The sequence below is a fragment of the Priestia sp. 53B2 genome, from assembly GCF_056099005.1.
In genome coordinates this window covers 205110-231440 of sequence record NZ_JBLZXA010000001.1, presented here as the reverse complement: position 1 = coordinate 231440, position 26331 = coordinate 205110, and the positions used below count along the sequence as shown (strand labels likewise).

Here is a 26331-nt window from a genome sequence, read left to right as displayed (position 1 = left end):
TTCCACGTTCTAACCAGAAAAACAATATATATCATTTTCTGGAGGAATACGATGAAAGAGCTAAAAAGGTTAGAACCGCTGCAAGCAGCTACACAATTCATTTTTAAACATTACCCTAACTGTCAAGGTGCATTACTCGCTGGAAGCGTGGTGAGAGGAGAAGCTACGTGCACGTCCGACCTTGATCTTGTTATTTTTGACGATAGCTTTACCTCTTCTTTTAGGGAGTCGCTCATTGAATTTGGATGGGCAATTGAAGTTTTTGCTCATAATCTGACTTCATATCAAGCCTTTTTTAAAAGCGACTGTAAGAGGGCTAGACCGTCACTACCGAGAATGATTTCCGAGGGAATTATTTTAGCGGATAAAGGAGTGGTTCAGTCTATAAAAGAAGAAGCAAAACACTTACTAGAAAAAGGCCCGGAAAAATGGCCGGAAGAGACAATTAGATTAAAAAGATATTTTATAAGTGGTGCCTTAGATGATTTAATCGGTTCTTCAAATACAGGTGAAGCACTTTTTATTGCTAACACGCTCGCTTACATAACGCATGAATTTGTTTTAAGAACAAACGGTCATTGGATCGGTGATTCTAAATGGATTGTACGGTCTTTGGATAACTACAATAAAAGCTTTAATAAAGAGTTTGTGGAGGCATTTGAAATCTTTTATAAAACAGGGAGTAAAGATAAAGTGATTCAACTAGTTGATAAAGTGTTAGCACCATATGGAGGCCGGCTGTTTGAAGGATTTTCACTGGGGAAAGAAGGGTTGAATCAGTAGCATAGTGCTCGTTATAACCCCACTACTATTTCTTGCTAGTAGTGGGGGTTGTTTTTTAGGAATATTCACGTCTGCTTAAAGAGTTTGCCCGTTATCAATCGTAAACACTTGGCCTGTCACGGACTCTTGCTTTAATTGAAACAGAATAGCATCTGCGATATCTTCAGGAGAAGAAATGCGCTGAAGAGGTAGATTTCCTGCCAGCTGATACATTTTATCTTCGTTGCCGGACCACCATCTTGTGTCGACTGCACCAGGAGAGATGCAGTTTACTCGAATATGGGGTGCTAAGGCAATGGCTAACGACTTAGTCATTGTATGAATCGCTGCTTTTGTCGCTGCATAGGGAATAGACGAGCCGATTCCAGTTGTACCCGCAACACTTCCTACATTAACAATCGCTCCTGACTTTTGCTTTTTCAAATGTGGAACGGCTGCTTTTACACAGTGAAACATGCCTTTTACGTTTACATCATATAAAGAGTCCCATACGTCATCAGTTACAGACTCTAAGTCATTCATAGGGATTTGAGCTGTAATACTAGCATTATTCACTAAACCATCTAACCGTCCGAATTGTGTAATGGCTTGATAGACCATTTCATTCACTTCATGCTCGTTGGCTACATTCGCTTTAAAAGCAAAAGCCAGACCTCCTTTCTCTATAATTTTCTCCACAACTTTTTTGGCTTCTTTTTCTGAGTTGCTGTAATTTATAACAAGTTTCGCGCCCATGTCAGCCAACTTTAAAGCCGTTGCTTTGCCTATACCAGTGCCGCCGCCCGTAATAATAAATACTTTATTTTTAAAATCGATCATTTCTATAAACCTTCCTTTCTCTTAACATCTTTTATTATATCTTCGATGGAAAAAAGGATATAATAGGTAATACTAAGAGAGGTATCATTTAAAATGATATCAACGGAGGAATTAAAATTGGAAAGCCAAGACTTACGAATTTTCAAATGTGTGGCAGAATCAAAGTCCCTATCAAAAGCTGCGGAGATATTAGGATATGTGCAGCCGCATATCAGCCAGCGGATTAAAAATCTAGAGGAAGAATTAGACACCAAATTATTGATACGTACGAATCGAGGAGTCACGTTAACAAATGAAGGGGAAGCTTTGCTCAACTACGCCCAGCGTATTTTACGTTTAATGGAGGAAGCTAAAGGAGAAGTTAATCCGAATAAGTTTAAAAGATCCTTGACCATTGGCGCCTCGCAGACGGTTTCTGCTACTAAAGTTCCTTATTTGTTCTCGTCTTTTCTGAAAGAACATCAAAATATTGAAGTTAAAATAAAAACAGATAGAAAACAAGTCTTGCAAGAAATGCTTTCGTACGGAGAAATTGACGGACTTTTTCTTAGCGGTACCTATAACGAGGCTCAGTTTGAAACGGTTTATCACTATGCAGAAAAAATGGTGCTTATCTCACCTCGATATGAAGCTAGAGAAGAAAAAGACCAACCAACGCTACTCATCAATAGTGATGTAACCTGCATCTATAGAAACAGACTATTAGAGTTTTCAAAAGAACATCATATACATAAAGCCAACATCATGGAATTTGATTCATTAGAAGCTATTTTACAAGGCGTCCGCGATGGACTTGGAATAAGTGTAGTCCCCGCTAGCGTAGTAAATTCTCGTGGTGATATGAAAAGCATTGAATATCAAGAGCTTTCAGAAGACGTTCATATTGATTTTGTAGTAAAGAAAGGGAAGCAGCGCTCTCAAAGTCTTAAACAGTTTATTCATTTTTTAGGGAGTCTATAGATTCTGTCTTGAGGTGGCGTGATGTCTTCTCTTGTCTAGTACATTAAAAAGAACCCTTAATGCCTGAAATGCGCTTCAAGGGTTCTAAACTTTTTTGTGTTCCTAAGATTATGCAGCTAATTTTCTACATTCATCCGCGCATTTCAAGCAGGCTTCCGCACATTTTTGACAGTGGTCATGATCGTGTTTCTTACACTCATTTCCGCATTTTTCGCAAATTTCGGCGCAAACTCCAGCCAGTTCAGCAGCGAAAGGCGTTCCTCTTTCTAGAGCTTGTTCCAAATACCCGCAAATATCTGCACATTCTCGGTCAAAACGGATACAATCCACCATCATCCCTACATTTTCTTCTTTTAGACCAGCATCAAAACAATGGTTGCATGCGCTCATACAGTCATGCAGCGTTTGAATAAATGATTCACCAAGGACTTTTGTTTTTAAAAACAGAAATAGTTTATACAAAAACAAAAGGAGTAGGTTCTATGAAGATTTTCCTTTCCAGTTCTATAGAAAACGTTGAGTGGTCCAGAATGAAAGAAATTTACCGCTCTGTCGGGTGGAAGAACCATGATGAAAAAAAGATTAAAAAAGTATTTCAATCAAGCAACGTAGTAGCAATCGCTTATGATGAAGATAACATAGCAGGGTTTGGCAGAGCTATTTCAGACGGTGTGTTTAATGCTGCCATTTATGATGTTGTGGTTGACGAGCACTATCAGAACAAAGGAATTGGGCAGCAAATTATAAAAAACCTGCTTGCTCAGCTTGATGATATTTCCTGCGTTCACCTTATTTCCACAGCAGGTAATGAAGAGTTTTATAGAAAAACAGGGTTTCGTAAAATGAAAACTGGTATGGCACGCTATTTAAACCCAGATTTAGCGGAAGAATATTTGAAATGAGCTATGTCTAAGATTGTCAACTGGGTGACATTTTAGAGTATGTACTAAATGAATAATAAAGAGGATGTAGAAAAATCTAACGTGTTCCCTTTTGAGGTGCAAACATTGCAAATCGCATCACACTTTTTTTATCAATATAATTCTCAATCGAGTTCTCTAATTAAATAAATCAATAAAAGCAGAGAAGGGACAGCAATTAAGCTGTCCCTTCATTTTAATTTCAATACCTAATCCTCATGGTTGAAGGAATTTGTTGTCTTTTATTATTAATTCTCTTCGTCGCTTTTGTATTCCAAAATATCACCTGGCTGACAATCCAAAGTCTTACATATTGCTTCTAATGTTGAAAAACGAACCGCTTTTGCTTTCCCATTTTTCAGGATGGAAAGATTCGCCATAGTAATTCCAACCCTCTCTGAAAGCTCCGTTACGCTCATTTTTCGTTTTGCTAGCATCACATCAATATTAATAATAATTGCCATATCCTTCACCTCAGACCGTTAAATCATTTTCTGATTTTATGTTAATCGCTTCTTGCAAAAGCCTTTGGAGAACAGCAGCAAAAACTGCGATAACCAACGAAGCAAAAGGAATGACCATTCCAACAAAAATGAGCCCTGGGGCATCGTCTTTATCTGCCACGAGATAATAGACGGGCAAACCTAAGACATGCAAACTACAGATAGAAATGGCGCAGTATTTGATTCTCATTAAAATTCCAACAGACAATTCAGAGAAAGCAATGTTCTTGTCAATATAACTCAACAGTTTAACAGCTTGATAAAGGGCGAAATAAAAAGGGAATGTTCCTCCATATAAAAGGATGAAAATGATATATTTTATGGAATGAATACCTAAGAAATCCGCTACCGCATCTGCCAGTTCAGGAACCAGAAATATGCACAAAGTGAGAACCAGAATTCCAATGAGAATAACTGCTATCTTCAAAAATAATGTGGTTGCTATCTTCATAAAAAACACCTCTCCTATATTTCGAAATGTTAATTGTTTTTTGGCTGTGAATCCATGACATTCTTTATAGGTTTTTGAAACACGTCCACAATGGCCGCGATGATACTTGTTGCCAAGATGCCCATTAGACCTAGAGATATTGGACCTGCTGCATCATCACCTGTGAATTGAGCATGCGCCCTTAAATAAACTATTGCTAACAAAATAAAGAAAATGACAGTAAAAGTGCATTTTTTTATTACCTTCAAAGATTGAAGAGATAACTCAGAGAAAGCGTTATTCTTCTCGATATAGGTTAAAAGCTTAAAAGCTTGATACCACGCCACAGAAAACGTAATACATATTCCATATGTACATACCAAAAGTGGATATAACGAATAATCACCAGGACGCTCTATAGCATCTCTTCTGGCTGCTTCAGGCAACAAAAATATACATGCGGCAAGCACTGCAATTCCAATCAGAAAAATTATTACCTTTAAGAAAGTGGTAGAACCCCGTTTAACATTCATAAAAAACACCTCACTTATTTAATAATAATACGAATTTAAAATATGATTTATCGTTTTACAATAAAATATTATCGTTTTTTTATTATATTATTGTTGTTATTGAAATATCCTTTTAATTTTAAACAAAATAAAAAGCATTTCTTATTATAAAGAAATGCTCTTACTTTAAAATGTTGAATTTACAACTTGTTCAACAAAACTTCCAAACAGTTTAATAAAGTAAATCAACAATGAAAGATAGAACCTACTTGAAATAAATAATATCCTTAAAACTCACTAAATAATTCACGGTTAAATTCAAATAATTATTTCCATATTCGAGAATTTTCATGCGAATTCGTGCTTGAATTTAAGTGGAAATAGCAAATATAGAAGTAATACCAAGAAAATAAAAAACGTGAATTCACGCTAAAAATGCATTATGAAATTAAATTTTTCCCCTCAGAAAAGAACCCGTAAATAAAAATCTATGTCCTCTTTTTCTTTGTGGTATTAAGACTTTGTAATCTGTATATTTCAATTCAGTATTATATGGTATTATTTTCTTTAGTTAGGAGGGTATTTGAAATGAGTATTCCAAAGGAAAATAAGCCGATTGTACTGACAGTTATTTTGATGGCGGCTGCATTTGTTGTGTTTTTTGCAAATTGGCTGTTTCCGCAAAATTCAATTTTCCCAAGTACAACCGGTGACTTGACTATTCCGCTGGGGTTGTTTTTCGCCATAGACGTTGGCTTTATTGTGGCATTAGTTTTAGGAGTCCGAACCAAAAAAACGAGCTTTGTGTGGTTTAGCATTATAGCAAACAGTATCTTTTTTTGTTTTGCTTTCTGGCTTAATTTTTTTATTAGCAATTGCGAATGGAATTTCTGAACCGTAAGCTTATTATTTTTATTATAGGTGAATGATGAGGATTTAGAGAGGTTGATAGATTATGATGATAGGCGGTCCTTTATTGATTGCGCTACTGCCAGGTGTGCTTTTACTCCTTGTAACCTGGCTGTTCAGAAAGATGAAGTGGAAAAAAGTCATTAGAATGCTTCCTTCAATGCTAACCGTTATTGCTGCCGCTGTTCTTTTTTACATTGGCTATGTAGAGGTAAGAGGCTTTGAAGGTGCGGGCTATTTGTTTTTATCCATGTTTTTGCTTTTATTCGCGCTTGTATCCTATATCGTAGCTAAAAAGCCTGTACAATAATTTTTATAAACTTTATAAATTCTTTATAAATCCCTCCTATACTACGTGTAGGGGGGATTTAATATGAAAAATATCATTTTAGATGTAAAAAGCGTTTCGAAAAAAGTAAGACGTCGTCACTTAGTAAAAGAAGTATCGTTTCAAATTAACGAAGGGGAAATATGTGGACTGTTAGGACCTAACGGTGCTGGTAAAACGACTTTGATTCGTTTATTGACCGGGTTGATTAAGCCAACCGGGGGAGAAGTTTTTATTAATAACAAACATATTTTTTCACAAAGAAAAGAAGCGCTGCGAAGCGTTGGCGCAATTGTAGAGTCGCCCATCTTTTTTCCTTATATGACGGGAAAAGAAAATCTAACAAATTTAGCTCGCCTGCATTCATTTCACACAAAACAGAAAAGGCAACAAAGAGTAAAAGAAGTGCTTGATATCGTGGGATTAACGGGCAGAGAAAACGATAAAGTTCGAACGTATTCTCTTGGGATGAAGCAAAGGCTCGGAATTGCCCAAGCGCTCTTAGGCGACCCGGACTTGTTGATACTAGATGAGCCGGCCAACGGCTTAGATCCAATGGGCGTACGTGAACTGCGCGAGCTGCTTTTTATCTTAAAACGCGACTATAACAAAACGATTTTGATTTCTAGTCATTTGCTGGATGAATTACAGCGAGTATGTGATCAAATTGTTGTGATGAGAGAAGGAGAGTTAATGTGGGACGGCGCTCTAGACCAGTTAGCATCCGGTAAAAATCTTGAAGATGCCTTTGTAGAGCTGGTGTCACAATGAAGGAGCTGTTAGTAGCGGAGTGGGAAAGACTTTGGAAACGAAAAGTGGCGTGGCTGACCTTTCTATTAGTGCCGGTGGTGCTGTTAGTTGCTTCTTCCTATCTCCAAAAACAAAATGGAGCACTCACAGTCGATTTACCACAGTATACGTTTGCGGGAAACTTTCCTGTGCTGAGCTTAGCTGAAATGTTATTTACCGTTTTTAATGCCATGTTCTTAGTTTTTATTACGCTGGTTGTTACCGGCGAATATCGGTCAGGACAGCTGCGAATGGTCATGATACGCTCGTATTCGTTTAAAGAAATTATCATAGCGAAAGCCGCAGTGCTTATGCTGTTTAATTTACTGTTTTTTATTACGTATTTTTGTATGAGCTATGCGATAGGCTTTCTGATGTTTGAACACCCGCAAAGCTACTTTGTGTTTTATCACAGTCATGCTTTCAACATAAAAGAAGCGCTGCTATATAATCTTTCATTCTATGGATATGCCTATTTAACGACTGTTGCGATATGCTGTGTGCTGTTTTTTATCTCTGTCATCAGCAAAACGACCACTACGGCTGTTGGCATTGGGGTTGCTTTTATACTGATTTCCTTTTCGTATCCGAATTTATTAACAGGGTTTAAGCAGTGGATGAGTGAAGAGCTCTTTGGACAGCTGTTTTTTACTTCCGTACCAATGATTCAATGGCAGGGTATTACAGTCATGATGGCAGAAAAACCGCAGTTTGTAGGCTGGAATTTCGGCGTGTTAGGTTTTTATGTTCTATTTTTTAGCGGTTTAACGTATGTAGCTATTCGAAAAAAAGAATCATTTCTATAAAAGGAGAGAAGACATGATGACAGGACTTTTTATCAGTGAATTAGAGCGAACGTTTAAACGAAAGAAAACAGCGGCTGTATTAGCCGTGTACGCAGGGTTACTTGCTTTTATTTGGTTCTTTTTATTTCGAATGGGAGGCACTTCGTTTTTCGATGCAGACCATGACGTGAAAATTGATTCTTTAAATTCCGCGCCTTTGTTTCTTCGAGAGCTGTCGTTTGTTATTACGTTTATTATCATTCCTATGTTTGTGGCAGATAGCTTTAACAGCGAGTACACGTCGGGAGCTCTGCGCATGGTATTAATTCGACCGCATCATCGTGTAAAGCTGTTTTTTGTAAAATGGACCGTTCAATGTTTGCTAGTCTTTCTTCTTCTTAGCATGACTTGGGTAGTGGGGACGGTTGTTGGAAAAGTAGCTATGCCTCATGTGAATGAAACAACGTTTTTAGGAGGACAGACTGTAGGAACTGTTGGAGCATTCCTATATTCGCTAAAATTTTATGGCATTTGTTTTTGTATCTTTATAGCGGTTATTAGTATCGGGAGTATCCTGAGTGTCCTAATGCCTAATTCCATTTTATCTTACGTAGCAACCATTGGTGCTTTAATTGGAAGTGTGTATGTGTCAGATAAACTAAGCTTCTTTTTCTCTGTAACCGATTCTGTTTTTCATGAATTAAGCAGCTCGAACTCTGAATTTTTAGTAAACCTATTATTTCCAATTTTAATCATTAGCCTTATAATAAACCTATTCGTATGGAAAAAGAAAGAATGGGTAGGGTGAACTGGAGATGAATCAAACAATTTTACTAGTGGATGATGAAAAAGACATTATTTCATTTATGAAAGATGCGCTGCAAGATGAAGGATATGAGGTGCTGTTCGCTTACGAAGGGCAGGAAGCGTTAAAAAAGTTAAAAATAAATCCAGACTTAATTGTGCTGGATGTGATGATGCCAGGCATGGACGGCTTTGCTCTTTGTGAACTGATCCGAAAAAGCATATCATGCCCCATCATCTTTTTAAGCGCCAAACAAACGGAGCAGGACCGTGTAAAAGGGCTATTAGTGGGTGGAGATGATTATTTAGTTAAGCCTTTTAGCATGAAGGAACTGAAGGCCCGCATTTATGCCCATCTGCGCCGAGAGCAGAGAATTAGCAATAATTCCTATAACAGGCTTCACTTTGGAGAGTTAACCATTGATTTAAACGGCTATCAAATTTTACATAGCAATGAAGTGATTTCGTTTACTTCGAGAGAATTTGAGATTCTTCATTTTTTAGCTCTTCATCCAGGACAGGTATTCACACGTGAGCAGCTGTATGAAAAAGTGTGGGGCTACGACGCGGAAGGAGATTCGTCTACCATTACGGAACACGTAAAAAAAATTAGAGCAAAACTATTAAAATATGACGAAACGCCTTACATCTCAACCGTTTGGGGCATTGGCTACAAATGGGTAAAATAAAAAAATGGATGAACCGGGCAACGTTAAAAGCGCAGTTTGTTTTATCGTTTCATTTGATCTTGCTGTATAGCCTGCTCGCTACGCTTTTAACATGGGGCATTGTCATCACGGTGAACTGGGTTCTTATGCCGGGAGCACTACATCCAGCAAATTACTATGAAAAACAGATTCCTGATATTCTGCAGTTTGTGAATAAAAAAGATGATGCGCTTCTTTCTAAAGATGCTAAAAATCAAGTAGAATCTGTTATTCCGCTAGAAGGAATGGATTATCAAATTATAAATAAAAAAGGGCAAATCGTGTATGGATCCATGTCCACTTCATACATAAAAAATAAACGGGATCTTTATTCTCAGGTCAATACAAATATCCATTCAGGTAAATATATTATAAAAGTTTATCCGCTTTTTAATTCAAAAGACGAAGTAAACGGAGCGATTGCGCTAAGATATCAATTAAATATGGCCTCTACTAATCCGAATATTAAATGGATCGTTGCGCTTGTCACATTTGTATCGCTAGCCAGTCCGTTTCTTTACTTTTACTTGTTTGCTTATTTGTTTGGAAGACGATTTAGTGAAAAAATTGAAAGACCTTTTAACGAGCTGATGACCGCAGCTAAAAACATTCAGCATAATAATTTGGATTTTTCGCTGTCCGTGACTCAAGACGCAAAAGAATTGAGTCAGCTGCTCCATGCCTTTGAAGAAATGCGAAAAGAATTAAAGGAATCGCTATCTAAACAGTGGAGGCTGGAAGAAGACCGCAAAGATATGACGGCTGCGATTGCGCATGATTTACGAACGCCTCTTACGATTATTCACGGTCACACCGAAATTTTAGTAGAAGGAAGCAAAAAAGACCCGGAGAGGCTTAATCGATATTTACATACGATCTACACAAATACACAGCGTTCGATTCAACTATTAAATCAGCTGCAAGAAGTATCTGTCATAGAAAATCCGGGCTTTACCGTAAAGAGTGAGCCTATTGATATCAACACATTTGTTCATGAGAAAGCAAACGAATTTCAGCTTTTATGTCAAAAAAAAGAGATTGCATTTGTATCTTCAATTAGTGAAGCAGAAGCATCAAACCCATTTTACGGAGATCCTCAGCGCATTTCTCAAGTGTTAGATAATATCATCACAAACTGTATTCGCTACACGCCTGAACGCGGAGAAATAGTTTGGAATACCATGATTCATCACAACGAAGTAATCTTTGAAATACATGATACGGGCCCCGGCTTTACGTTATCGAACAAAGAACAGCTGTTTAAAAAGTTTTACAGAGAAGATGCGTCGAGAACAAGCGGCCACGGAAACTTGGGGCTAGGCCTTTATATTGCTCATTCCATTGTGAAAAACCATGGAGGAAGCATCAAAGCCGATAATAAAGAGATGGGAGGAGCATTGTTTAAGATTGTTCTTCCGATGGGAAAAAAGTAAACGCATAAAAAAAGAACCCTCAAAAAAGAGAGTTCCAAAAAGGGTAAGTAAGAAAGAAATGTACATGTTCCTTTGGGGGGACTGCATCTGTACAGTAAAATTCATACCCGGTATACCTCTATTGAAACGTTGAAAAATAATCCAATAATAGAAAAGAATAGTTGATAATATGCTTTATAATCTATAAAAAAGACTGCAAAGCGGTTGTATACCGCACCTTGCAGTCTTTCTCTAGTTTATTTGCTTAAAAATTCTCTCATAAATTCATTCACTTTTTCTGGCTGCTCATGCTGGGGCGCATGTCCCACACCGTCTAAGCGGTGGATCGTTACATTTGGAACGTACTCTTCAATGCCATCTAAATTACTATTTTCAAACGCTTCGTCCGCATTTCCCCATACAATTAAAGTCGGAGACTCGAATACTTTATGCGGCAGAGCTACAGGTTTATGAACGCGCTCTTCAAATGGATAAAGGGAAGACGCACGATAGTAGTTAAGCATGGATTTCATTGCATTTGGCTGATTCCACGCCTCTACGTATTTAGCTTCTTCTTCTTTAGTTAAATAGCCTTTTTTAATGCCGGGCTCCGTCCGCATTTTTCTTAATTTTTCACTATTATTCGCGAGTAGCTCATCTTGAGAATTTGGCTGTTGGAAAAAGCTCATATAGCTGCTGGCTTCTCGTTGAGCAGGATTTTCAGCAAGCTCTCTTATAAATGTGTAAGGGTGCGGTGCATCAAACATCACTAACTTTTTGACATACTGCGGATATGTATAAGCAAAGGCCCATGCAACAGCACCGCCCCAATCGTGTGCCACTAGCACACATTCTTTTTCACCAAATGCTTCAATTAGCTGTTTTACATCTTCCATTAAGTGAGGCATGCTGTAAGAAGAAATTTCTTCTGGCTTACCTGATAAGTTATAGCCTCGCATATCTACAGCTACCACGCGGTAATCTTTCGAAAACTCGTCTAACTGATGGTGCCACGTATACCAAAAGTAAGGGAATCCGTGTAAAAACAGCATAAGCTCGCCTTCACCTTTTGTTACGTAATGAAGATTTACATCATTTACTTTCACATAACCATCTTTAAACATGTTACTCATCCTTTCGCTTTTAACCTTTATTATAGAAAAACTTTACTCTTTATTAGTTGATGCATCAAATAATATGGTTACTTTACGTAATAAATGAGCTATAAAGCTCTTTAAAAACCCTTATTTTGGTTATTGTTTGTGAAATATAACCTCGATGTTCCTAGGGTGTACGCGACGCTTCATCTGGCTCATGAGAAGCAAATATTTATAGAACGCTAGAAATAAAGAACTCGCGTTTGTAATGAATTCAGCAAAAAAGCTCTCTAAAAGTACTTTTAGAGAGCTTTTTTTTTAAAATCACCGGCTTTGGCAATTCCTAAATTGGATTCAAAGTCAGTAATGTAAACACAGCCATTGGTATATTTTTCAGATGCTTTATAGCTAAAGTCTCTACTTGTACTATAATCTTCACCTATAGGTTTATAAGCTTGAATAGATTTAATTTGGTTGTCTAAAGACAATTCAAAATTATGAGTGGCTTTTTTTAATTGTTCGAGCTGCAGTTTTGTATAACTATCACGATGTTTTTGGATTTCATCTTGCATAAGTTCTATTTTATATTTAGATAGGGTGTTAATATGATCGATCGCAGGTCCCATATCTCTTTTTATTTGTGCTTTAGAAGAACGCATATGTTTATTATCAAATAAGGCCAACTCGTTATGGTCTTCATCCCAATCTTTTGTTGCATCTATCATGTCATGCATATTGTTCATTAGCGTAACTTCATAGATAGTCTTGCTTGAATTAAATTTTTTATAAGATTTTACATACTCTTTTTCTGTTAATGCATCTACATCTCTTTTTGATTGCGCAATGCTTTCTTTTAGCTCGCTATCACTTTGCGTTTCTATTTTTGACGTACTATTGATAGACGCAGACAGCAGGTTAAAATCGTTTTTATAGCTTTGCAACGTTTTATCTTCTATCTTTCCGTCTTTATTGATTAAGCGTTCAGACTCATTTTGCGAAAATTTCAGCTCTATGGCTAGCTCTTTTTTTGCCTCGCTTCCATCTATGCTGTCATTGTTTGAACGTGTGGGACTGCACCCCATTAATCCAAGCGCCAAAGCTATCGTAATGGTCCCAGTTGTTATCTTGTTTATGTTCCTCATGTTGAAACTCCATTTCTATTTGTTTATTACTTACATATAAAGACTATATCATATAAATGGAATATTTATCTTTATATACTATTAAATGTTACATTTTATGTAGATAAACTAAAAAAGTATTATAATGGAATTTATAAAAATATTGTTAAAAGAAAAAACAAACAAATAACCATGCACTTATACTTTTTTACTATTAATATGACGTCTAAAGGAGGAAATCAATATGGCTGGAATCGCTAAAACCCCCGAACCACCTTATTATGCTGTTATTTTTGCTTCTGAAAGAACGGAAGGTGAGAAGGGCTACGGGATAATGGCAGACAAAATGGTAGAGATTGCATCTAAACAAAAAGGCTTTTTAGGAATAGAAAGTGCCAGAGATCAAGACTTGGGAATTACCGTTTCATACTGGGATTCCTTAGAATCAATAAAAATATGGAAAGAAAACTCAGCTCACCGCGCAGCACAGCACAAAGGGAAAACCGAATGGTATCAAAATTTTTCGCTTAGGGTTTGTAAAGTGGAAAGACATAGCTTTTTTGAGATGTAAGGCGTATATGGTTGATTGTTTTAAAAAAGGGGAGAAGCCGTTATGTTTTATGGCGTTATAGGATTTATAGCCGTTTTTATCACTTTGTGTTCATTAGAAGCAAAGCTAAGAACGATTGTTAAACAAAATGGTAGAATCATTGAATTATTGAGAAAAAGAATAGGTAGTAAGAAAACGCTAATAGACTCATCGTTTATAATATCATCTCCTGATTTTAGTTACGGGAGATGTTTTATTTTAAGTGTAATATCAAAGCACATGTTTAAGAGTGCATAAAAAAAACCTCAGTGGGAGGTCTAGTTATTACTATTTAATCAAAGCGCTTATAACAAGCTCATTTACTGTCGTATGTCATTCAAAGGTTGTGTCAAAAGCTAATATAAGGGAGGCTATATTTATCGTTCCACCTAGAATAATTAGCTGAACTTCGTAATTTTATAACAAAATATTTCATTTAATCACCGTATTTTTTTCTGTACGTGAGAAACGTTATTAAATATACAACTGAAATCATCGTTAGAAATATTAGCGGTGAAATACCATTGCTATCATAAGAACTTTTCCCTTGAAAGTCCGGTAAATGGACTCTACAACTTCTAAAATTAGCATACCTATAACTACCACAAATGCGTATGATTGAGCCTTCGTGCTGATAAATTTCCTTCTCTCATCACCTTTTCGAGAAGATGAGGTAACAAAAATCAAAATTCCGCAAACTAACAGGATGAATGAATACACAATTTTAACCCAATCCATTTTACTCCTCCTTATTATAAATGTAAAAAGTATTTTACATTTATTATTGTAGCATCAGTTCCAAAAATGTCAAACTCTTTTTACATTGTAAATTATTTGTATGGAAGAATCGCTATAAAAAAGTGGATATCTTTAAAATGGTTTTATAAAACAAAGTCATGTTACAAAGTGACTTAAATTAACTCAACTGGTAAAATGGAAGTAACAGGAATTTTGTGTTTCACTAACTAAAAGTGAGGTGGGTTGTTTGGTTCTTCATAAAAAAACAGTTTCTTTTGTCGCTCTTTTCTTACTGCTGTTAGTAATAAGCTCAAATTACGTGTTGTATCATTCTTCTTTTGGACTACAGTCTTTGCCTGCTGATCTAACCGAAGTGGTAGTAGGTTCTATTTTAGATTTAAGCCTTGTCGCTCCGCTCTTGCTTTTAGCCTGGCAGCGTAAGTTCAGCGTAAAATATTTTATTGTATTAATGGCCACAGGCCTTATTGCTGCGCGTTTTATCATTCCGAGTGAATACTTGGCTTCTTTTCAGTCGGTTATGTGGCTAGGTGTTGGAATAGAAGGGGTACTCATTCTATTCGAACTTTCACTGCTGTTTATGCTGGCTAAAAATTTATTGCCTATTTTTAAAAGAGTCAAACCAAGCTCTTTGCCGCTTTTATTTTCTTTTTCGCGTGCTCTAAACGAAAGATTCCCCAAACAAACTTTTATACACATACTGTGTTCAGAAATGCTGATGTTTTACTATGCGTTTGGAACGTGGAAGAAGCAGCCGAGTACTGAAGGGAATACGTTTACTCTGTATAAACGCTCCAGTTTTATTGGGTTTCAAATTATGATTATTCATGCGATTGTCATTGAAACATTAGGGCTTCACTGGCTGCTGCACAATACGTCTATCATTCTTTCAGGCGTTTTACTGATCCTTAATATTTATAGCATTGTTTTCTTCATAGGAGACATTCAAGCGTTGAGGCTTAACCCTTTGCGAGTTGAAGACGACCGCATATACGTTTCGTTTGGCTTAGCAAAGCGTATGGAAATCCGATTTCAAGATATTGAAGAAATAATTGAAGACACTCACACCTTAGGACAAAAAATACCCAGCACCACGATTGAATTTATCGCACGCGATTTTGAAACCATTCATCCTGATCTTTTACTAATACTAAAGTCTCCAATTGAAGCGACGCTTTTTATGGGAATCAAAAAGAAGTGTCAGCAGGTCGCCATTCGAGTAGATGATCCTCATGCGTTTAAAAAAATAGTTAAAGAACGTTTGGAGAAAGCTCAGAAGGCATTAATCTAAGATTCTAAAAAGCTAGGACCCTATAGATATATAAGGTCTTTTTGCTAATGATCAGTTACTGGACATAAATAGTGAAGTGTTAGCTGTATTTTAGTAAGATGGAAGTAATAGGTAATGCGGCAAAGGGGGATAGGGTATGGGAATTTTTTTTAGAGGAAAAGAGAAGTATTTAAACTCTATAGAATGGCTATCTGAAAACTCAATCCATTTAAGAGAACCAACTGAATGTATGCCTGAAGAGTTTGAATTTCTCCGTCATATAGTAAAAGATAAGAGAATTGTGTGGTTAGCGGAAAACGGTCACAACATAAGAGAACATAATATGATGAAGTCAAAAATAATAGAATTTCTACATAAAGAAATGAATTTTACCGTACTGGCATTTGAAAGTGGATTAGCGGAATGCCATAGCGCTAATGAGTTAAAGGAAGAGTTTACAGATGAAGACTTTTTAAAAAACGCGATTTATTCTTTATGGGCAACAAAAGAAAATCTGTCTTTGTTTCAGCTAATGAAAAAATCGGATTTAAGTTTAATAGGAATAGATATTAATCCTTCTTCTAATCCTGATCTTTTCGTAAAATTTGTTCAGCAGCTGAGTTCCGTAGTGTCTGAAGACGTGATAGAAAAGATAGAATACATTGAAGCAGGCGCGTATAAATGGTACTACCAACTAGGGCAATATAAAGCGAGAAGAAAAAAAGTTCCAGCAGAAATGCTACGTGAGTTTGCAAAGTTTAAAGAAAAAGCAAGCGCAGTGATAGCAGACTTAGAAGCTATACATAAAGAATACATTTTCAATCTTGAAAATCAAGAGCCTGTACGTCAGTTTAAAATAATCCTTCGCTGCCTGCAAAATCGCTTGTATTTTATAAAACATTTTCATAACAACTACCGAACATATAAAAAAGTAAGAGAAAAACGAATGAAGGAAAATTTAGAATGGATTTGTCAAGAACTGTACCCTAATGAAAAGATTATTATCTGGGCACATAACCTTCATATTTTTAAACAATATAAAACGTTTACAGGCTTTGAACCACTAGGAGCAATCGTTTCTAATGAAATAAAAGAACAGTCTTATTACTTGGGCTTATTTATGTATGAAGGTGAAATACATACGGATACAGGGCACCCTTATAAAATAGAGAAGCCGCCTAAAAAAAGTCTAGAGGACTATATGCATCAAGTGCAGTCACCGGCTTTATTTACAGATTTCTCACAGCTTGAAAAAAATTCAGGAAACAAGTGGATATTCACTAAAACCATCTTTTTAGAAAGTGGTACCATGCCAACGTTATTTGTACCGCGTGACCAGCTAGACGGTGCTTTACTTGTTGAATCTGTTTCTCCGCCCGAGTATCTTAAACGCAATAAAAATAAATAAGAAAACGTAATGACCAAAGGGAGTATGCACATTGAAAATCTATAAATTCAGTAAAGAACAAGGCAAAAAAGTAGAAAAATATCAGTCGCATTTAGCTACTTACGTAAAAGTGATTCAAACAAATGAAGCAGCTATCATTGGTTTTATGTATATAGACGGAGAAGGAACGATAGGGCATCATCAAGCTCCTATCTCTCAGCTATTTATCGTAGTCGAAGGTGAAGGGTGGGTAACAGGAGAGGACCAAAAGCGAATTTCGATTAAAAGTGGGGAAGCGGCACTGTGGGAAAAAGGAGAATGGCATACTTCGGGAAGTGAAACCGGCATGACGGCCATTGTTATTCAATCGGAGGAGCTACATCCTGAAACATTTATGGAGAGAAAAAAGCACGCTTAGATAAGTTGTCCAAGCGTGCGGCTTTCTTATAAAATGCTGAATTTTTTGAGAGCAAATTCAATTCCGTCTTCACTCGATTTCTTCGTGACAAAATCTGCGGCGCTTTTTAACTTATCAGATCCGTTGCCCATCGCAATTCCAAGGCCGGTTAACTCTATCATATCGATGTCATTTTCTCCGTCTCCGAATGCGATAGCCTCGGATTGATGGATGTTAAAATAGTTTAAGACCTTCAGAATAGCTACTGATTTTGTAATTTCTTCTTGAAGAACACTTACGACAAAAGGGTGCCATCTTTTAAACATTAACTGGGGAAATCGCTGTTTATACTGTTCAGCCGTTTTATCATCACCATACAGACACATTAAATAAATATCTTCGTCATAAATACGCTCATTAATTTGAGGGTAATCACTGAGCGATAATGTTTCTTTCAGTGCTTTTAAAATATTATCATCTTTAATTCCGTTCATGCTGAGTTCTTTTGTATAAAATGAAAGACCGTGATTTTGCGAGGCTGCATATTCAAAGACTTCGCGCGCGACGTGCTTATCCATGGACAGCTTATGAATGACTTCTTCATTATGTACAGTAAACGCTCCGTTTGCGGTAATAAGCGTATCTATGCCTAATTCTCTAATTTCTTCACAGAGAGATAAAGGTCTGCCTGTTGCGGCAACAACTTTTACTCCTTTGTGCTTTAAGCTTTTTACAATCTTTCGAGTTTTGCTAGAAATAGTCCCGTTTTCGTGATGAGTAAGAGTGCCGTCCACGTCAAAAAATACAATTTTATAGATCATAGTAATCTCCTTGCTTAAACAGCTTTATCTCTTTTTACATTTACAAACAATAGCGCACAAATTAAAATAGCAGCTACATATAAAAATGCAGAAACAACCGGTTTATGTAAAAAAGCAGTATGATTGTGTGAAGAGTCATACCAATAAAGAGCGGCTAAAAATAGAAAAGGCAGTAGTTTCTTCATGTTGTCACCTCCTGGTTTTATTATACATATTTTCCTTGTATTTGTATGTACTCTTACTAAGAGTGATAGAATAATAGTATTTTACATAAGCAAAGAGAAAGAGAAGTGACGAATATGACGATACATCACTATATAGGTTCTCCTTATGAATTGCCTACAGGAAGTTTTGGCACAAAAGAAACGCTGATGCCTCTATCCGAAGTTTCTCCTTTTAATCGAAATCAAAAGAAAGATAAGCTGATTACAATCTATGAAAAAGAAGAAGATGCGTACGGTATTAGTATCAATCACTTAACCGACGGGTACAGTGACATAAAGCACGTATTCACCTTGCCCTATATCTACGAATTATCTTGTGATGCACATTCTAAATCAATAAGAGAGTTGTTTACTTATATTGAAGAACAGCTGATGGAGGGCTGTCACATTGAATTATATTCTTGCTTGGACGGTGATGAAGCGGAAGAAAAAGATTCAAGTCTAGATACGAGTATTAACTTAAAAACCCTGTATTTTGGAAAACATTATAAATTAGACAAAAAGAAGTACATCTATGAATTAGGGGAAATGTTTAAGTTTGAAGATAAACAATTTGTAGTAGTGGTGAAATGAGTGGGTTAGCCTGTAACCTTTGGGTAAGAGTTATAGGCTAACCAGTTTAGGCAGACTGATATTTATAAAAAAGGCTTGATATATGGAAGGCTTAAACCAACGTAAATAACAAATGACATAAGCAAGTAGCAGCCGATAACACTTCTTCTAACTGGTTTAGAAGCTTTTTTTAGCCAGCCCCAATGCTTATCATCATGGTCAAAGATGAAGTAATCCAAAATGACAGATAATGTGATAATAACAGCAATTATTAATAAGCCCATATGTATCCTCGCTTTCAGTTTATAAAGTGATTTCCTATTTATAACAATATACCTTATTATCCAATTAATTACAAAACGATAAAACTTCTATGAAATCTATGGGGAGTTTTTATATAAGGTAGTTAACGGTTTAGTATTAACTACCTTATTATGGTGAAATCCATAGCGTATAGTATAGCTCTTCTTTAAAGGCAGCTATGACAGTATTGGATGTAGTAAAAGAAGCAAAGGTATTATAATCACTGAGATTTAAAAGGTAATATGTTTATTTTATAGATAAGGGAGGTTAGTTAAAGTGGCACGAATTATCAACTTTTGGTCATTTATCTGTGCATTACTATGCGTCGTGTTCTTTTTCATCGCATTTTATCATTCATCATTATTGAATATAAATTTATGTTTAGCAATTATGCTATTTTTCATCAGCATCGCAGGATTCTTTGGAATAAGCAATTGGACATCGGCTCTGAGAAGTATTCTAACAGTGGTAATTAGCGGTGTATTAATCTTCGTTACAGGGTTTATTCTCTTTACCGGCTACCTTTTCTCGTAGCACGTACATAAGAAGTACAACGATGAAATTATGAATCGATATGGACAAGAACTCTTGCAGTTTACTTACTCGTACGCAAACAGAGTAGCCGTTGCAGAGGATTTTTAATGATGAATTTTCTTAATAGCATATAAAAAGAACAAACAGCAGCTGCCGTTTGTTCTTTGTGATGTTTACTCTATTATTATATTTACATGAACTCAATTTAAATATATTGATCTATTAAAAAAAGAGAGCTAGTGCGCCTCTAATTAGTTATTTAGCGTTTTCACTAATTGAATAGCTTCAAATTCAATCTCTTCGTTTTTCTTTTCAATTGCTCCGCCAATCATAAACACATCAATGAAGGCCCAGATTCCGAATCCACCAAGCGTTAAAGTCATTGCAATTGCCATTCCGATGTTTCCTGCATAGTAACGGTGTCCGCCTAGGCCACCTAGAAAGAACCATAAAGCATAAGCAATTCCTTTTGATTTACTTTTTTTATTCATTTCTGATTGAACCATTGCTAGTTGCTCGGCTGTTAAATCTTTCTTTGCTAGTAAGTTCTTCAAATTTTACTTCCCCCGAATATTTATATATATATTTTTTCAACGAGTAATAATATACCACATATAGGTGACTCGAGACTCAATTAATTTCCATATGGTGTATTATACTCTTCTAATGTAACAATTTGTTCCTATATAAACGCTTTCTTACTATTAAATGGTTTTCGTGCACGTCGTTATGTACGAAAAGAGGGGAGTATGGCTGAACGTAAAGAAATGAATAAGCTCTAATTAACATTTTTGAAGTCTTTCTTTACTCTTCTTTAAACAAATAAATATCTAGTTTTCAGTTATCACAGCTTTTTCTGCTAGACGATATAGATAAATAGTCAAAAAACCTAGAAACACTATGTTTCTAGGCTTTTTAAAGCTAGTAGTATGCATCTAATGTAGAAATACTAATAACCTTATGTAAGATCATTATCTTCGTACGTTTCTTTTCGCCACTCGTGATAAAAAGTAAGTCATTTTAGTCTACAGTCGTCCCCGCAAATACAAACGTAATAATCCCTAATACAAAGAACAGCTGAGAAATCACGCCTACTATACTGCAGATCAGTCCGGCAATTGCGAGTCCTTTACCGCCTTGATTGGTAGCAGCTATTTCGTTTGATGCTTTTTTGTAGAGGATAATGCCGATAATACCTGTAATAAACCCGATGATTGGAATAAAAATGGACAGGATACCTAGAGTTAGAGAAACAATAGAGTGGGTGTTTATTTGAGGTTTTGTATTAGTTTCCAATAGATTCACTCCCTATGAATTATATTTTTTTGATTATACCATAAAAAGGAATAATATCCTTTTTATTAATAAAAGTAGAAATTTTTAGAATTATATGTGTCCCAGTATATTTTCTATACGTCATTTCATCAAACGTATAATGACATGTACAAAAAGAAACCTACTTTTTTGACTCCTATAAGGAAATCGGTTTTGTGGGCTACCTTAGATTAAAACTGCTTCACAAAACATTTAACCTAAATTAAGGGAAATATGATACAATAATCCATAAGGATGTGAATAAATGGAATTGTTTATACCGGATGCTTTTCTGTATTTATCATTTGCGATTATGACGGCATTCTTTGTGCATGCTGCTATTAAACTAGCTACGTTTCAAACAATACATAAGCATGTTTGTCTGCAGCAAAAGGACATGTATCTTATACAAAACGTGAATCTTTTACGCGTTCAGAATCTCATATGCTGCGTGTATTACAAATTTAAATTTATATATTCTGTTCACAGACAAGAAGCAATAGGTGAACAAGATGATGAAGGTCCGCATTCGCCAGTATTTTTTTCGTTTAACTAAAAAAATACTGGAGGAATATAAATGTTAAAACATAAAAAGAAGCTTTTCTTTATTTTTGTTTCCATTTTTCTACTTGCCGGCTGTGATTCAGCAAACGTTATTCAAAGTTCGCACACTCACTTTTTTGATCACTATTTTATTTATCCTTTTTCACTACTCATTTTGTTTATAGGAAATACGTGGCTTCATCAAAGTATTGGTTTTTCAATTATGCTTGTGACGGTTGGCGTACGTATGCTGCTGGCGCCTTTAAACATTCTTCAATATAAAAATCAGCTGAGCAATAAACGTATCCAGCCTCAGCTTCAACAGCTAAAAGATAAGTACAAAGATAAAGATCCTGAGAGTCAGCAGCAATATCAGCGTGAAATGATGGAACTGCTTAAAGAAAATGGAGCCAATCCTCTTATGGGATGCCTTCCTTTACTTGTTCAGCTTCCTGTCTTTTCAATCGTGTACTACGCAATTAGACGAATAGATGAAATTAGCGCATCATCTTTTTTGTGGCTTGCCTTAGGACATGCAGATCCGTATTTTATTCTTCCAATCGCAGCCGCAGTTGCTACGTACTTGCAGTCAAAAGTCATGCAAAAGGATGTAGAAGGAATGAATCAATCGCCCGCAGTGTTATCTCGAATTCTTTCGCCCATCATGGTGCTTTCATTTGGAATATTTTCACCATCTGGTCTTGTTTTATACTGGATGACGGGCAGTTTGTTTATGATTTTTCAGTCTTTTGTATTAAAGAAGGTTTTTCAAGAAAAAGTAGCGCTTGAAGCAAAATAAAGAAATTAAAAGGTTGCTCTGCTAGGAGCAGCCTTTTAGTGAAAGGAGGGGTACGGTGAAGAAATATATCATTTCATTCGGCGTAACAATTGGCACCATAGCAATTTTATTTTTTATCGGCAATACATTTCATATTTCGTTGCTTTCAGTTCAGTGGATTTATGTAAATGAACCGGAAAATTTTCAAATGGAAGCAAAAGGCGGTTTAATACCAGTAGCTATTGGACTTATTGTTGGTTTTATAACGGACTACGTATTAAGTGAAAAAGAAAAAAAGCAGGGTCATCAATTATAGTGAAGGAAAAGGATCTTTTATAGGAGATCCTTTTTTTATTTGTGATTTCGCTAAATAGGTCAGGCAAGAATAGTACAGGGAGCTGTTGGCTATTTAGTCGAGATATTAGCGGCATCAAGCTTACCGATCGCTTCTTCTTTGCATGTTTCTATCTTATATACTCTTTTTGGGATGATAATGTATATTGCTTCTTACTTTATTGCGCTGTCTATCTACCGGAAGAGAGAATTTTAGTGTGAATTGATTTTGAAGTAAAGACTAAAAAGCGTTCTTCAAGGCTATTTATCAACAAATAATTCAAACAAAAAAACAGCTACAACATTTGATAAACTAAGCAAGCAAGATCCCAAAAATATAGCCGATATTATTGGTAATCAAGCTTAACTTATTAAGGTTTTCACAAAAGTTAATTGTGTCCTCTATACACATGTATTATAGTAAAAGATGCAGTTTCAAAATGAGAAAGGAGATTATATGGGGAATTTGTTTAAACATGCTTCAAACGTATCAAAAACCGCTTTTATTGCTACACTGATTTTGTATATCATTATTGTAGCGTCTTTTATTCCGTCAATTGTATTTGCGGGGAATGTATTTGCTACACTAATCAAAATAGCAGCGGCACTTTTAATCTTAGTAACAATCCTAGGAATGATTTATTCGCTCTTCATTAAAGGCGGTCAAAAATTTCTTTTTTTACTGTTACATGCCGCTTCTTTATTTATTGTTTTGTTTTATATCTCTGCTTTTATGCTCGCTAAAAGCGCTGAGTTGACATAGTGAAGAGGAATTACATATGCAAAAAGGCAGGAGAAATCCTGCTTTTTTTATTTTTGTATGATTTCAAAAGGACTCTTATGTTCCGGAGAGGCGCTGCTGACTATTTGGCTAAATTTGTTTAACAAGAAGAAAAGAAGGAAAAGGAAGAAAAAGGAGATGTGATAATTTGGCAATATTCATAAGCTTGGAAGCTGGGGGTTGTTCTAACTTTATCCTGTTATAAAAGAGGGGACATTAATACAATGAAATGGTACAAGCATGCACTCATTCCTTTTGCCATAGGATTTTTAAGCTTTGTATGTTTTATGATTTATAGTAAAGCAGCAGAAAATGCGAGTTTTCAGCTGAACCAGGCGCTGTTTATTTCAATAGGTATAGGTATTGGTGCAGTTCCAGTCTCATTTTTTGTAGAGTACCAAAAGAACAAAGAAAATAAAAAGTTTCATAGCTAAGTTGTTTACGGAATGGCCCCTAGTTCTTTATTTTGTTGGAAAAGGGGGGCATGTGTATTTTATATCTGTCTGGTCCTCATGAACTAACCTATTGATATTTTAGTATTAGATGAAACAAATTTTTTAGGTGTTAAAGTCTGTAATCTATGAAATTCATGTAACTAAGCATCTCATGGATTCGAATGTAATTAAATCAACGGGCATAGTCCTGAAGTTCACTCGTTAATTCTTCTACACTGTCAAATTATGTTGATGGAACTCTGCACATATCTCGGCTGAAGCCTATTAAAGAGCTGAAAAGCCACTAATTACTATCAGTGGCTTAGAGAAATCCTTATTATCGCTGTTCTGATTCAACCAAAATTTTAACTTGGTTTTTTTCCTTAATCAGGCTTTCGAATCCTTCTTCAATTACATCGTCTAGAGCTATCTTTTTCGTTACTAACTTTTCGGCTGAGAAGTAGCCTTTTTGCATAAGAGATAATACCGCTGGGAACACGTTACGATAGCCAATGATTCCTTTAACAGTTCGTTCTTTAATTACAATATCATTTGGTAGAATTTCTGCTCCTTTTTCCCATATGCTAACGATAATAGTTTCTCCACCAATTCCTGTAGACTGGATTGCTTGACGTAATACGATAGGTACGCCTGTTACTTCAAATGATACATCTACGCCACCGTCAGTTAATCTAGCAATTTCAGCTACCGTATCTTTAACTTCAGCAGGATTAATGATGATTGCTCCTAATTCTTCTGCTTTCGCTTGTCTTTCTGGAGATAATTCCACTGCATAAATATCGGTTGCACCTGCTGCTTTCAACGCTTCAATGACAAGAAGTCCAATGGGGCCACATCCAAATACAGCAACTTTGTCTCCTGCTTTTACTTTACTTGAACGTACTGCATAAAGAGCTACTGCCGCTGGTTCTACTAGAGCACCTTGTTCATAAGATAAATCATCTGGAAGTTTGAATAAAAGTTCTTCGTCTACCGCAACATATTCACTAAGACCTCCACCGCCTCCGGCTAAACCTAAGAATCCCATTTGTTCATCTAGGTTATAAGCACCTTGATGTCCATGTGTAGCAAAGATTGGCTCAACTACCACACGATCACCCACTTTATAATGAGTTACACCTTCTCCAACCTCTACTACTTCACCTGAGAATTCATGTCCAAGCGTCACTGGAGCAACCTCATTAGTGAGAGGGTGCGGTTTATCAACTGGAATAAAGATGGGACCGCCTAAGTATTCATGCAAATCACTACCGCAAATTCCACACCATTTAACTTTCATTTTTACCTGACCAGCCTGTACAACCGGTTCATTTATTTCTTCAAGACGAATATCTTTTTGATTATGCCATCTTAGCGCCTTCATATACTACATCTCCTTGTGTCATTTCTTTTACTATACCTATAAGTATACAACCAGATATACTTATGGTAAATTTAGTTAATATTAACGATTGTTAAGTAATACTTAACTAAAAGAAAAAAGAGGGCATTATGAATATTGAACAGTTAAAACATATGGTGGAAATAGATAAAACGGGTTCACTAAAAGAAGCAGCTGATAACCTGCATATTACGTTACCTGCACTAAGCCAATCTATAAAAAATTTAGAGAAAGAACTAAATATAATGATTTTTCATCGTTCCAGAAGAGGATCTATTCCAACTGAAGAAGGTCACAGGTTAATTGAAAAGGCCAACTCTGCTTTATTGAAAATTCAAGAATTTATGGATGAAGCAGAAGCGTATACAAATACAATGAATGGTGAAATAAAGATTGCAACCTACCCAGGACCAATGGAGATTCTCGTTCACTTAATAACAGAAATTAAAAGAGAATATCCGAACATAAAGGCTTCTGTCTATGAAAATAGCACCGAGTATATTATAGATAAAGTTCTAGAGGGGGAGGTAGATGTAGGTTTTATTACTTATACAGAAAAAGAAGAAAAAAAGTATCGGAACTTGGTATTTAAAAAGTTATTAGATGGTCATATGGTAGCTGCAGTAAATAAGAAGTCGCCATTAGCTAAACAAACACTCATTACTGAAGAGATGTTGCTCAACCAGCCCATTGTTTTATATAACGACAAATATATTCAGGAATTTATGAAAGGTTTTAGTTCATTACCATTTGATATCTTGTTTACTACCAATAATGTAGATACAATTCGTAATACATTGGAAAATAATACGGCAATAAATATAGGATTTGACTACGCATTTAAAACAGATGCCGGCTTATCTAGAAGTGATCAATATGTAGTCGTTAACTTTGCTCCTCCGCATTACAAAACTTATTCTTTTGGCTACTTTTATAACGCCAATAATGGTCTTTCTAGAATAATAAGAGAATTCTTAAAGCGGATTCACAGAACTATAGTAAATAACGAATTATAAAGAATGAAGGTTAAAAAA

Annotated in this window: 35 protein-coding genes and 1 pseudogene; 22 read left to right on the top strand and 14 right to left on the bottom strand. The window is 35.9% G+C overall.

What is annotated here, in order from left to right; all coding sequences use genetic code 11:
• The first annotated feature begins 51 nt into the window (after positions 1–51).
• Positions 52–783 (top strand): nucleotidyltransferase domain-containing protein, encoded by a 732-nt coding sequence (locus tag ACN6NE_RS01430; protein WP_474324181.1) that lies wholly within the window; start codon positions 52–54, stop codon positions 781–783.
• A gap of 75 nt (positions 784–858) precedes the next feature.
• Here the strand turns inward: ACN6NE_RS01430 and ACN6NE_RS01425 are convergent, their stop codons facing one another.
• Positions 859–1602, bottom strand: coding sequence for an SDR family NAD(P)-dependent oxidoreductase (locus ACN6NE_RS01425; RefSeq protein WP_474324179.1), 744 nt, complete (start codon positions 1600–1602; stop codon positions 859–861).
• Between the two features lie 117 nt (positions 1603–1719).
• Here ACN6NE_RS01425 and ACN6NE_RS01420 point away from each other — a divergent pair, with 117 nt between their 5' ends.
• The gene (locus tag ACN6NE_RS01420) at positions 1720–2562 is read left to right on the top strand and encodes a LysR family transcriptional regulator (protein ID WP_129703193.1); all 843 of its coding nucleotides are present in this window, start codon (positions 1720–1722) and stop codon (positions 2560–2562) included.
• Positions 2563–2670: 108 nt separating this feature from the next.
• Here the strand turns inward: ACN6NE_RS01420 and ACN6NE_RS01415 are convergent, their stop codons facing one another.
• Entirely contained in the window at positions 2671–3024 is a 354-nt protein-coding gene (locus ACN6NE_RS01415) for a four-helix bundle copper-binding protein (protein WP_474324322.1), read from the bottom strand.
• Positions 3025–3044: 20 nt separating this feature from the next.
• On the opposite strand from ACN6NE_RS01415, the gene ACN6NE_RS01410 reads away from it, so the two are divergent.
• Positions 3045–3464 (top strand): GNAT family N-acetyltransferase, encoded by a 420-nt coding sequence (locus ACN6NE_RS01410; protein WP_129703191.1) that lies wholly within the window; start codon positions 3045–3047, stop codon positions 3462–3464.
• A 266-nt stretch (positions 3465–3730) separates the two neighbouring features.
• Here the strand turns inward: ACN6NE_RS01410 and ACN6NE_RS01405 are convergent, their stop codons facing one another.
• The 3 genes from ACN6NE_RS01405 to ACN6NE_RS01395 are packed head-to-tail and all read right to left on the bottom strand — an operon-like array spanning position 3731 to position 4948.
• The gene (locus ACN6NE_RS01405; protein WP_029714934.1) at positions 3731–3946 is read right to left on the bottom strand and encodes a helix-turn-helix domain-containing protein; all 216 of its coding nucleotides are present in this window, start codon (positions 3944–3946) and stop codon (positions 3731–3733) included.
• Positions 3947–3956: 10 nt separating this feature from the next.
• Positions 3957–4436, bottom strand: coding sequence for a DUF2975 domain-containing protein (locus ACN6NE_RS01400; RefSeq protein WP_129703189.1), 480 nt, complete (start codon positions 4434–4436; stop codon positions 3957–3959).
• Between the two features lie 29 nt (positions 4437–4465).
• A complete protein-coding gene (locus ACN6NE_RS01395; protein WP_064471916.1) occupies positions 4466–4948 on the bottom strand; it encodes a DUF2975 domain-containing protein in 483 nt (160 codons plus the stop codon).
• Between the two features lie 567 nt (positions 4949–5515).
• Between ACN6NE_RS01395 and ACN6NE_RS01390 the strand changes: the two genes are divergently transcribed.
• The 7 genes from ACN6NE_RS01390 to ACN6NE_RS01360 all read left to right on the top strand — a co-directional run bounded on the left by ACN6NE_RS01390 (position 5516) and on the right by ACN6NE_RS01360 (position 10682).
• Positions 5516–5821 (top strand): hypothetical protein, encoded by a 306-nt coding sequence (locus tag ACN6NE_RS01390; RefSeq protein ID WP_474324178.1) that lies wholly within the window; start codon positions 5516–5518, stop codon positions 5819–5821.
• Positions 5822–5882: 61 nt separating this feature from the next.
• Positions 5883–6146 (top strand): YesK family protein, encoded by a 264-nt coding sequence (locus tag ACN6NE_RS01385; protein ID WP_129703183.1) that lies wholly within the window; start codon positions 5883–5885, stop codon positions 6144–6146.
• A 63-nt stretch (positions 6147–6209) separates the two neighbouring features.
• Complete coding sequence (locus ACN6NE_RS01380) at positions 6210–6935, top strand: ABC transporter ATP-binding protein (protein ID WP_474324176.1); 726 nt, start codon at positions 6210–6212, stop codon at positions 6933–6935.
• The gene (locus ACN6NE_RS01375; RefSeq protein WP_129703179.1) at positions 6932–7759 is read left to right on the top strand and encodes an ABC transporter permease; all 828 of its coding nucleotides are present in this window, start codon (positions 6932–6934) and stop codon (positions 7757–7759) included. Before ACN6NE_RS01380 ends, ACN6NE_RS01375 begins: the two co-directional genes overlap by 4 nt.
• A 13-nt stretch (positions 7760–7772) precedes the next feature.
• Positions 7773–8546 carry an ABC transporter permease gene (locus ACN6NE_RS01370; RefSeq protein ID WP_129703177.1) on the top strand — a complete coding sequence of 258 codons (774 nt, stop codon included), beginning with the start codon at positions 7773–7775 and terminating at the stop codon, positions 8544–8546.
• A 7-nt stretch (positions 8547–8553) separates the two neighbouring features.
• Positions 8554–9231 (top strand): response regulator transcription factor, encoded by a 678-nt coding sequence (locus ACN6NE_RS01365; RefSeq protein WP_129703174.1) that lies wholly within the window; start codon positions 8554–8556, stop codon positions 9229–9231.
• A complete protein-coding gene (locus tag ACN6NE_RS01360) occupies positions 9219–10682 on the top strand; it encodes a sensor histidine kinase (RefSeq protein ID WP_474324174.1) in 1464 nt (487 codons plus the stop codon). Before ACN6NE_RS01365 ends, ACN6NE_RS01360 begins: the two co-directional genes overlap by 13 nt.
• A 236-nt stretch (positions 10683–10918) precedes the next feature.
• Here ACN6NE_RS01360 and ACN6NE_RS01355 read toward each other — a convergent pair whose 3' ends face one another.
• Positions 10919–11785 (bottom strand): alpha/beta fold hydrolase, encoded by an 867-nt coding sequence (locus tag ACN6NE_RS01355; RefSeq protein WP_474324172.1) that lies wholly within the window; start codon positions 11783–11785, stop codon positions 10919–10921.
• Between the two features lie 275 nt (positions 11786–12060).
• Positions 12061–12900 carry a hypothetical protein gene (locus ACN6NE_RS01350; protein WP_474324171.1) on the bottom strand — a complete coding sequence of 280 codons (840 nt, stop codon included), beginning with the start codon at positions 12898–12900 and terminating at the stop codon, positions 12061–12063.
• A 223-nt stretch (positions 12901–13123) separates the two neighbouring features.
• On the opposite strand from ACN6NE_RS01350, the gene ACN6NE_RS01345 reads away from it, so the two are divergent.
• Positions 13124–13450 carry an antibiotic biosynthesis monooxygenase family protein gene (locus ACN6NE_RS01345; RefSeq protein ID WP_129703166.1) on the top strand — a complete coding sequence of 109 codons (327 nt, stop codon included), beginning with the start codon at positions 13124–13126 and terminating at the stop codon, positions 13448–13450.
• A 454-nt stretch (positions 13451–13904) separates the two neighbouring features.
• Here ACN6NE_RS01345 and ACN6NE_RS01340 read toward each other — a convergent pair.
• Positions 13905–14206 (bottom strand): annotated as a pseudogene (locus tag ACN6NE_RS01340) (hypothetical protein).
• A 238-nt stretch (positions 14207–14444) separates the two neighbouring features.
• Between ACN6NE_RS01340 and ACN6NE_RS01335 the strand changes: the two are divergent.
• The 3 genes from ACN6NE_RS01335 to ACN6NE_RS01325 all read left to right on the top strand — a co-directional run bounded on the left by ACN6NE_RS01335 (position 14445) and on the right by ACN6NE_RS01325 (position 17299).
• Positions 14445–15515: a beta-carotene 15,15'-monooxygenase gene (locus ACN6NE_RS01335; protein WP_474324169.1), complete on the top strand. Its 1071-nt coding sequence runs from the start codon at positions 14445–14447 to the stop codon at positions 15513–15515.
• Positions 15516–15651: 136 nt separating this feature from the next.
• Entirely contained in the window at positions 15652–16902 is a 1251-nt protein-coding gene (locus ACN6NE_RS01330; RefSeq protein ID WP_474324167.1) for an erythromycin esterase family protein, read from the top strand.
• Between the two features lie 31 nt (positions 16903–16933).
• Positions 16934–17299 carry a cupin domain-containing protein gene (locus tag ACN6NE_RS01325; RefSeq protein WP_474324165.1) on the top strand — a complete coding sequence of 122 codons (366 nt, stop codon included), beginning with the start codon at positions 16934–16936 and terminating at the stop codon, positions 17297–17299.
• Between the two features lie 26 nt (positions 17300–17325).
• Here ACN6NE_RS01325 and ACN6NE_RS01320 read toward each other — a convergent pair whose 3' ends face one another.
• Positions 17326–18099 carry a Cof-type HAD-IIB family hydrolase gene (locus ACN6NE_RS01320; protein ID WP_474324164.1) on the bottom strand — a complete coding sequence of 258 codons (774 nt, stop codon included), beginning with the start codon at positions 18097–18099 and terminating at the stop codon, positions 17326–17328.
• 14 nt (positions 18100–18113) lie between these two features.
• A complete protein-coding gene (locus ACN6NE_RS01315; RefSeq protein WP_165351627.1) occupies positions 18114–18284 on the bottom strand; it encodes a hypothetical protein in 171 nt (56 codons plus the stop codon).
• Between the two features lie 114 nt (positions 18285–18398).
• Here ACN6NE_RS01315 and ACN6NE_RS01310 point away from each other — a divergent pair, with 114 nt between their 5' ends.
• Positions 18399–18896 carry a hypothetical protein gene (locus ACN6NE_RS01310; RefSeq protein WP_474324321.1) on the top strand — a complete coding sequence of 166 codons (498 nt, stop codon included), beginning with the start codon at positions 18399–18401 and terminating at the stop codon, positions 18894–18896.
• Between the two features lie 62 nt (positions 18897–18958).
• Here ACN6NE_RS01310 and ACN6NE_RS01305 read toward each other — a convergent pair whose 3' ends face one another.
• The gene (locus ACN6NE_RS01305) at positions 18959–19159 is read right to left on the bottom strand and encodes a hypothetical protein (RefSeq protein WP_129703154.1); all 201 of its coding nucleotides are present in this window, start codon (positions 19157–19159) and stop codon (positions 18959–18961) included.
• Between the two features lie 295 nt (positions 19160–19454).
• On the opposite strand from ACN6NE_RS01305, the gene ACN6NE_RS01300 reads away from it, so the two are divergent.
• On the top strand, positions 19455–19712 hold the full coding sequence (locus ACN6NE_RS01300; protein ID WP_474324163.1) for a hypothetical protein: 258 nt from the start codon (positions 19455–19457) through the stop codon (positions 19710–19712).
• A 251-nt stretch (positions 19713–19963) separates the two neighbouring features.
• Here ACN6NE_RS01300 and ACN6NE_RS01295 read toward each other — a convergent pair whose 3' ends face one another.
• Positions 19964–20266: a TM2 domain-containing protein gene (locus ACN6NE_RS01295; protein ID WP_129703150.1), complete on the bottom strand. Its 303-nt coding sequence runs from the start codon at positions 20264–20266 to the stop codon at positions 19964–19966.
• Between the two features lie 466 nt (positions 20267–20732).
• Positions 20733–21008 carry a DUF4190 domain-containing protein gene (locus tag ACN6NE_RS01290; RefSeq protein WP_129703148.1) on the bottom strand — a complete coding sequence of 92 codons (276 nt, stop codon included), beginning with the start codon at positions 21006–21008 and terminating at the stop codon, positions 20733–20735.
• A 283-nt stretch (positions 21009–21291) separates the two neighbouring features.
• Between ACN6NE_RS01290 and ACN6NE_RS01285 the strand changes: the two genes are divergently transcribed.
• The 5 genes from ACN6NE_RS01285 (at position 21292) to ACN6NE_RS01265 (ending at position 23895) form a co-directional block, all read left to right on the top strand.
• Entirely contained in the window at positions 21292–21582 is a 291-nt protein-coding gene (locus ACN6NE_RS01285; RefSeq protein ID WP_129703145.1) for a hypothetical protein, read from the top strand.
• Between the two features lie 21 nt (positions 21583–21603).
• Positions 21604–22368, top strand: coding sequence for a membrane protein insertase YidC (gene yidC, locus ACN6NE_RS01280; protein ID WP_474324162.1), 765 nt, complete (start codon positions 21604–21606; stop codon positions 22366–22368).
• 55 nt (positions 22369–22423) lie between these two features.
• Positions 22424–22663, top strand: a complete 240-nt coding sequence (locus ACN6NE_RS01275) for a hypothetical protein (RefSeq protein ID WP_129703142.1) — start codon at positions 22424–22426, stop codon at positions 22661–22663.
• Positions 22664–23137: 474 nt separating this feature from the next.
• Positions 23138–23443, top strand: a complete 306-nt coding sequence (locus tag ACN6NE_RS01270; protein WP_129703140.1) for a hypothetical protein — start codon at positions 23138–23140, stop codon at positions 23441–23443.
• Positions 23444–23685: 242 nt separating this feature from the next.
• A complete protein-coding gene (locus ACN6NE_RS01265) occupies positions 23686–23895 on the top strand; it encodes a hypothetical protein (protein ID WP_474324159.1) in 210 nt (69 codons plus the stop codon).
• A 337-nt stretch (positions 23896–24232) separates the two neighbouring features.
• Here the strand turns inward: ACN6NE_RS01265 and ACN6NE_RS01260 are convergent, their stop codons facing one another.
• The gene (locus ACN6NE_RS01260) at positions 24233–25279 is read right to left on the bottom strand and encodes a 2,3-butanediol dehydrogenase (protein WP_129703136.1); all 1047 of its coding nucleotides are present in this window, start codon (positions 25277–25279) and stop codon (positions 24233–24235) included.
• A 128-nt stretch (positions 25280–25407) separates the two neighbouring features.
• Here ACN6NE_RS01260 and ACN6NE_RS01255 point away from each other — a divergent pair, with 128 nt between their 5' ends.
• A complete protein-coding gene (locus tag ACN6NE_RS01255) occupies positions 25408–26313 on the top strand; it encodes a LysR family transcriptional regulator (RefSeq protein WP_129703134.1) in 906 nt (301 codons plus the stop codon).
• Positions 26314–26331: the final 18 nt, after the last annotated feature.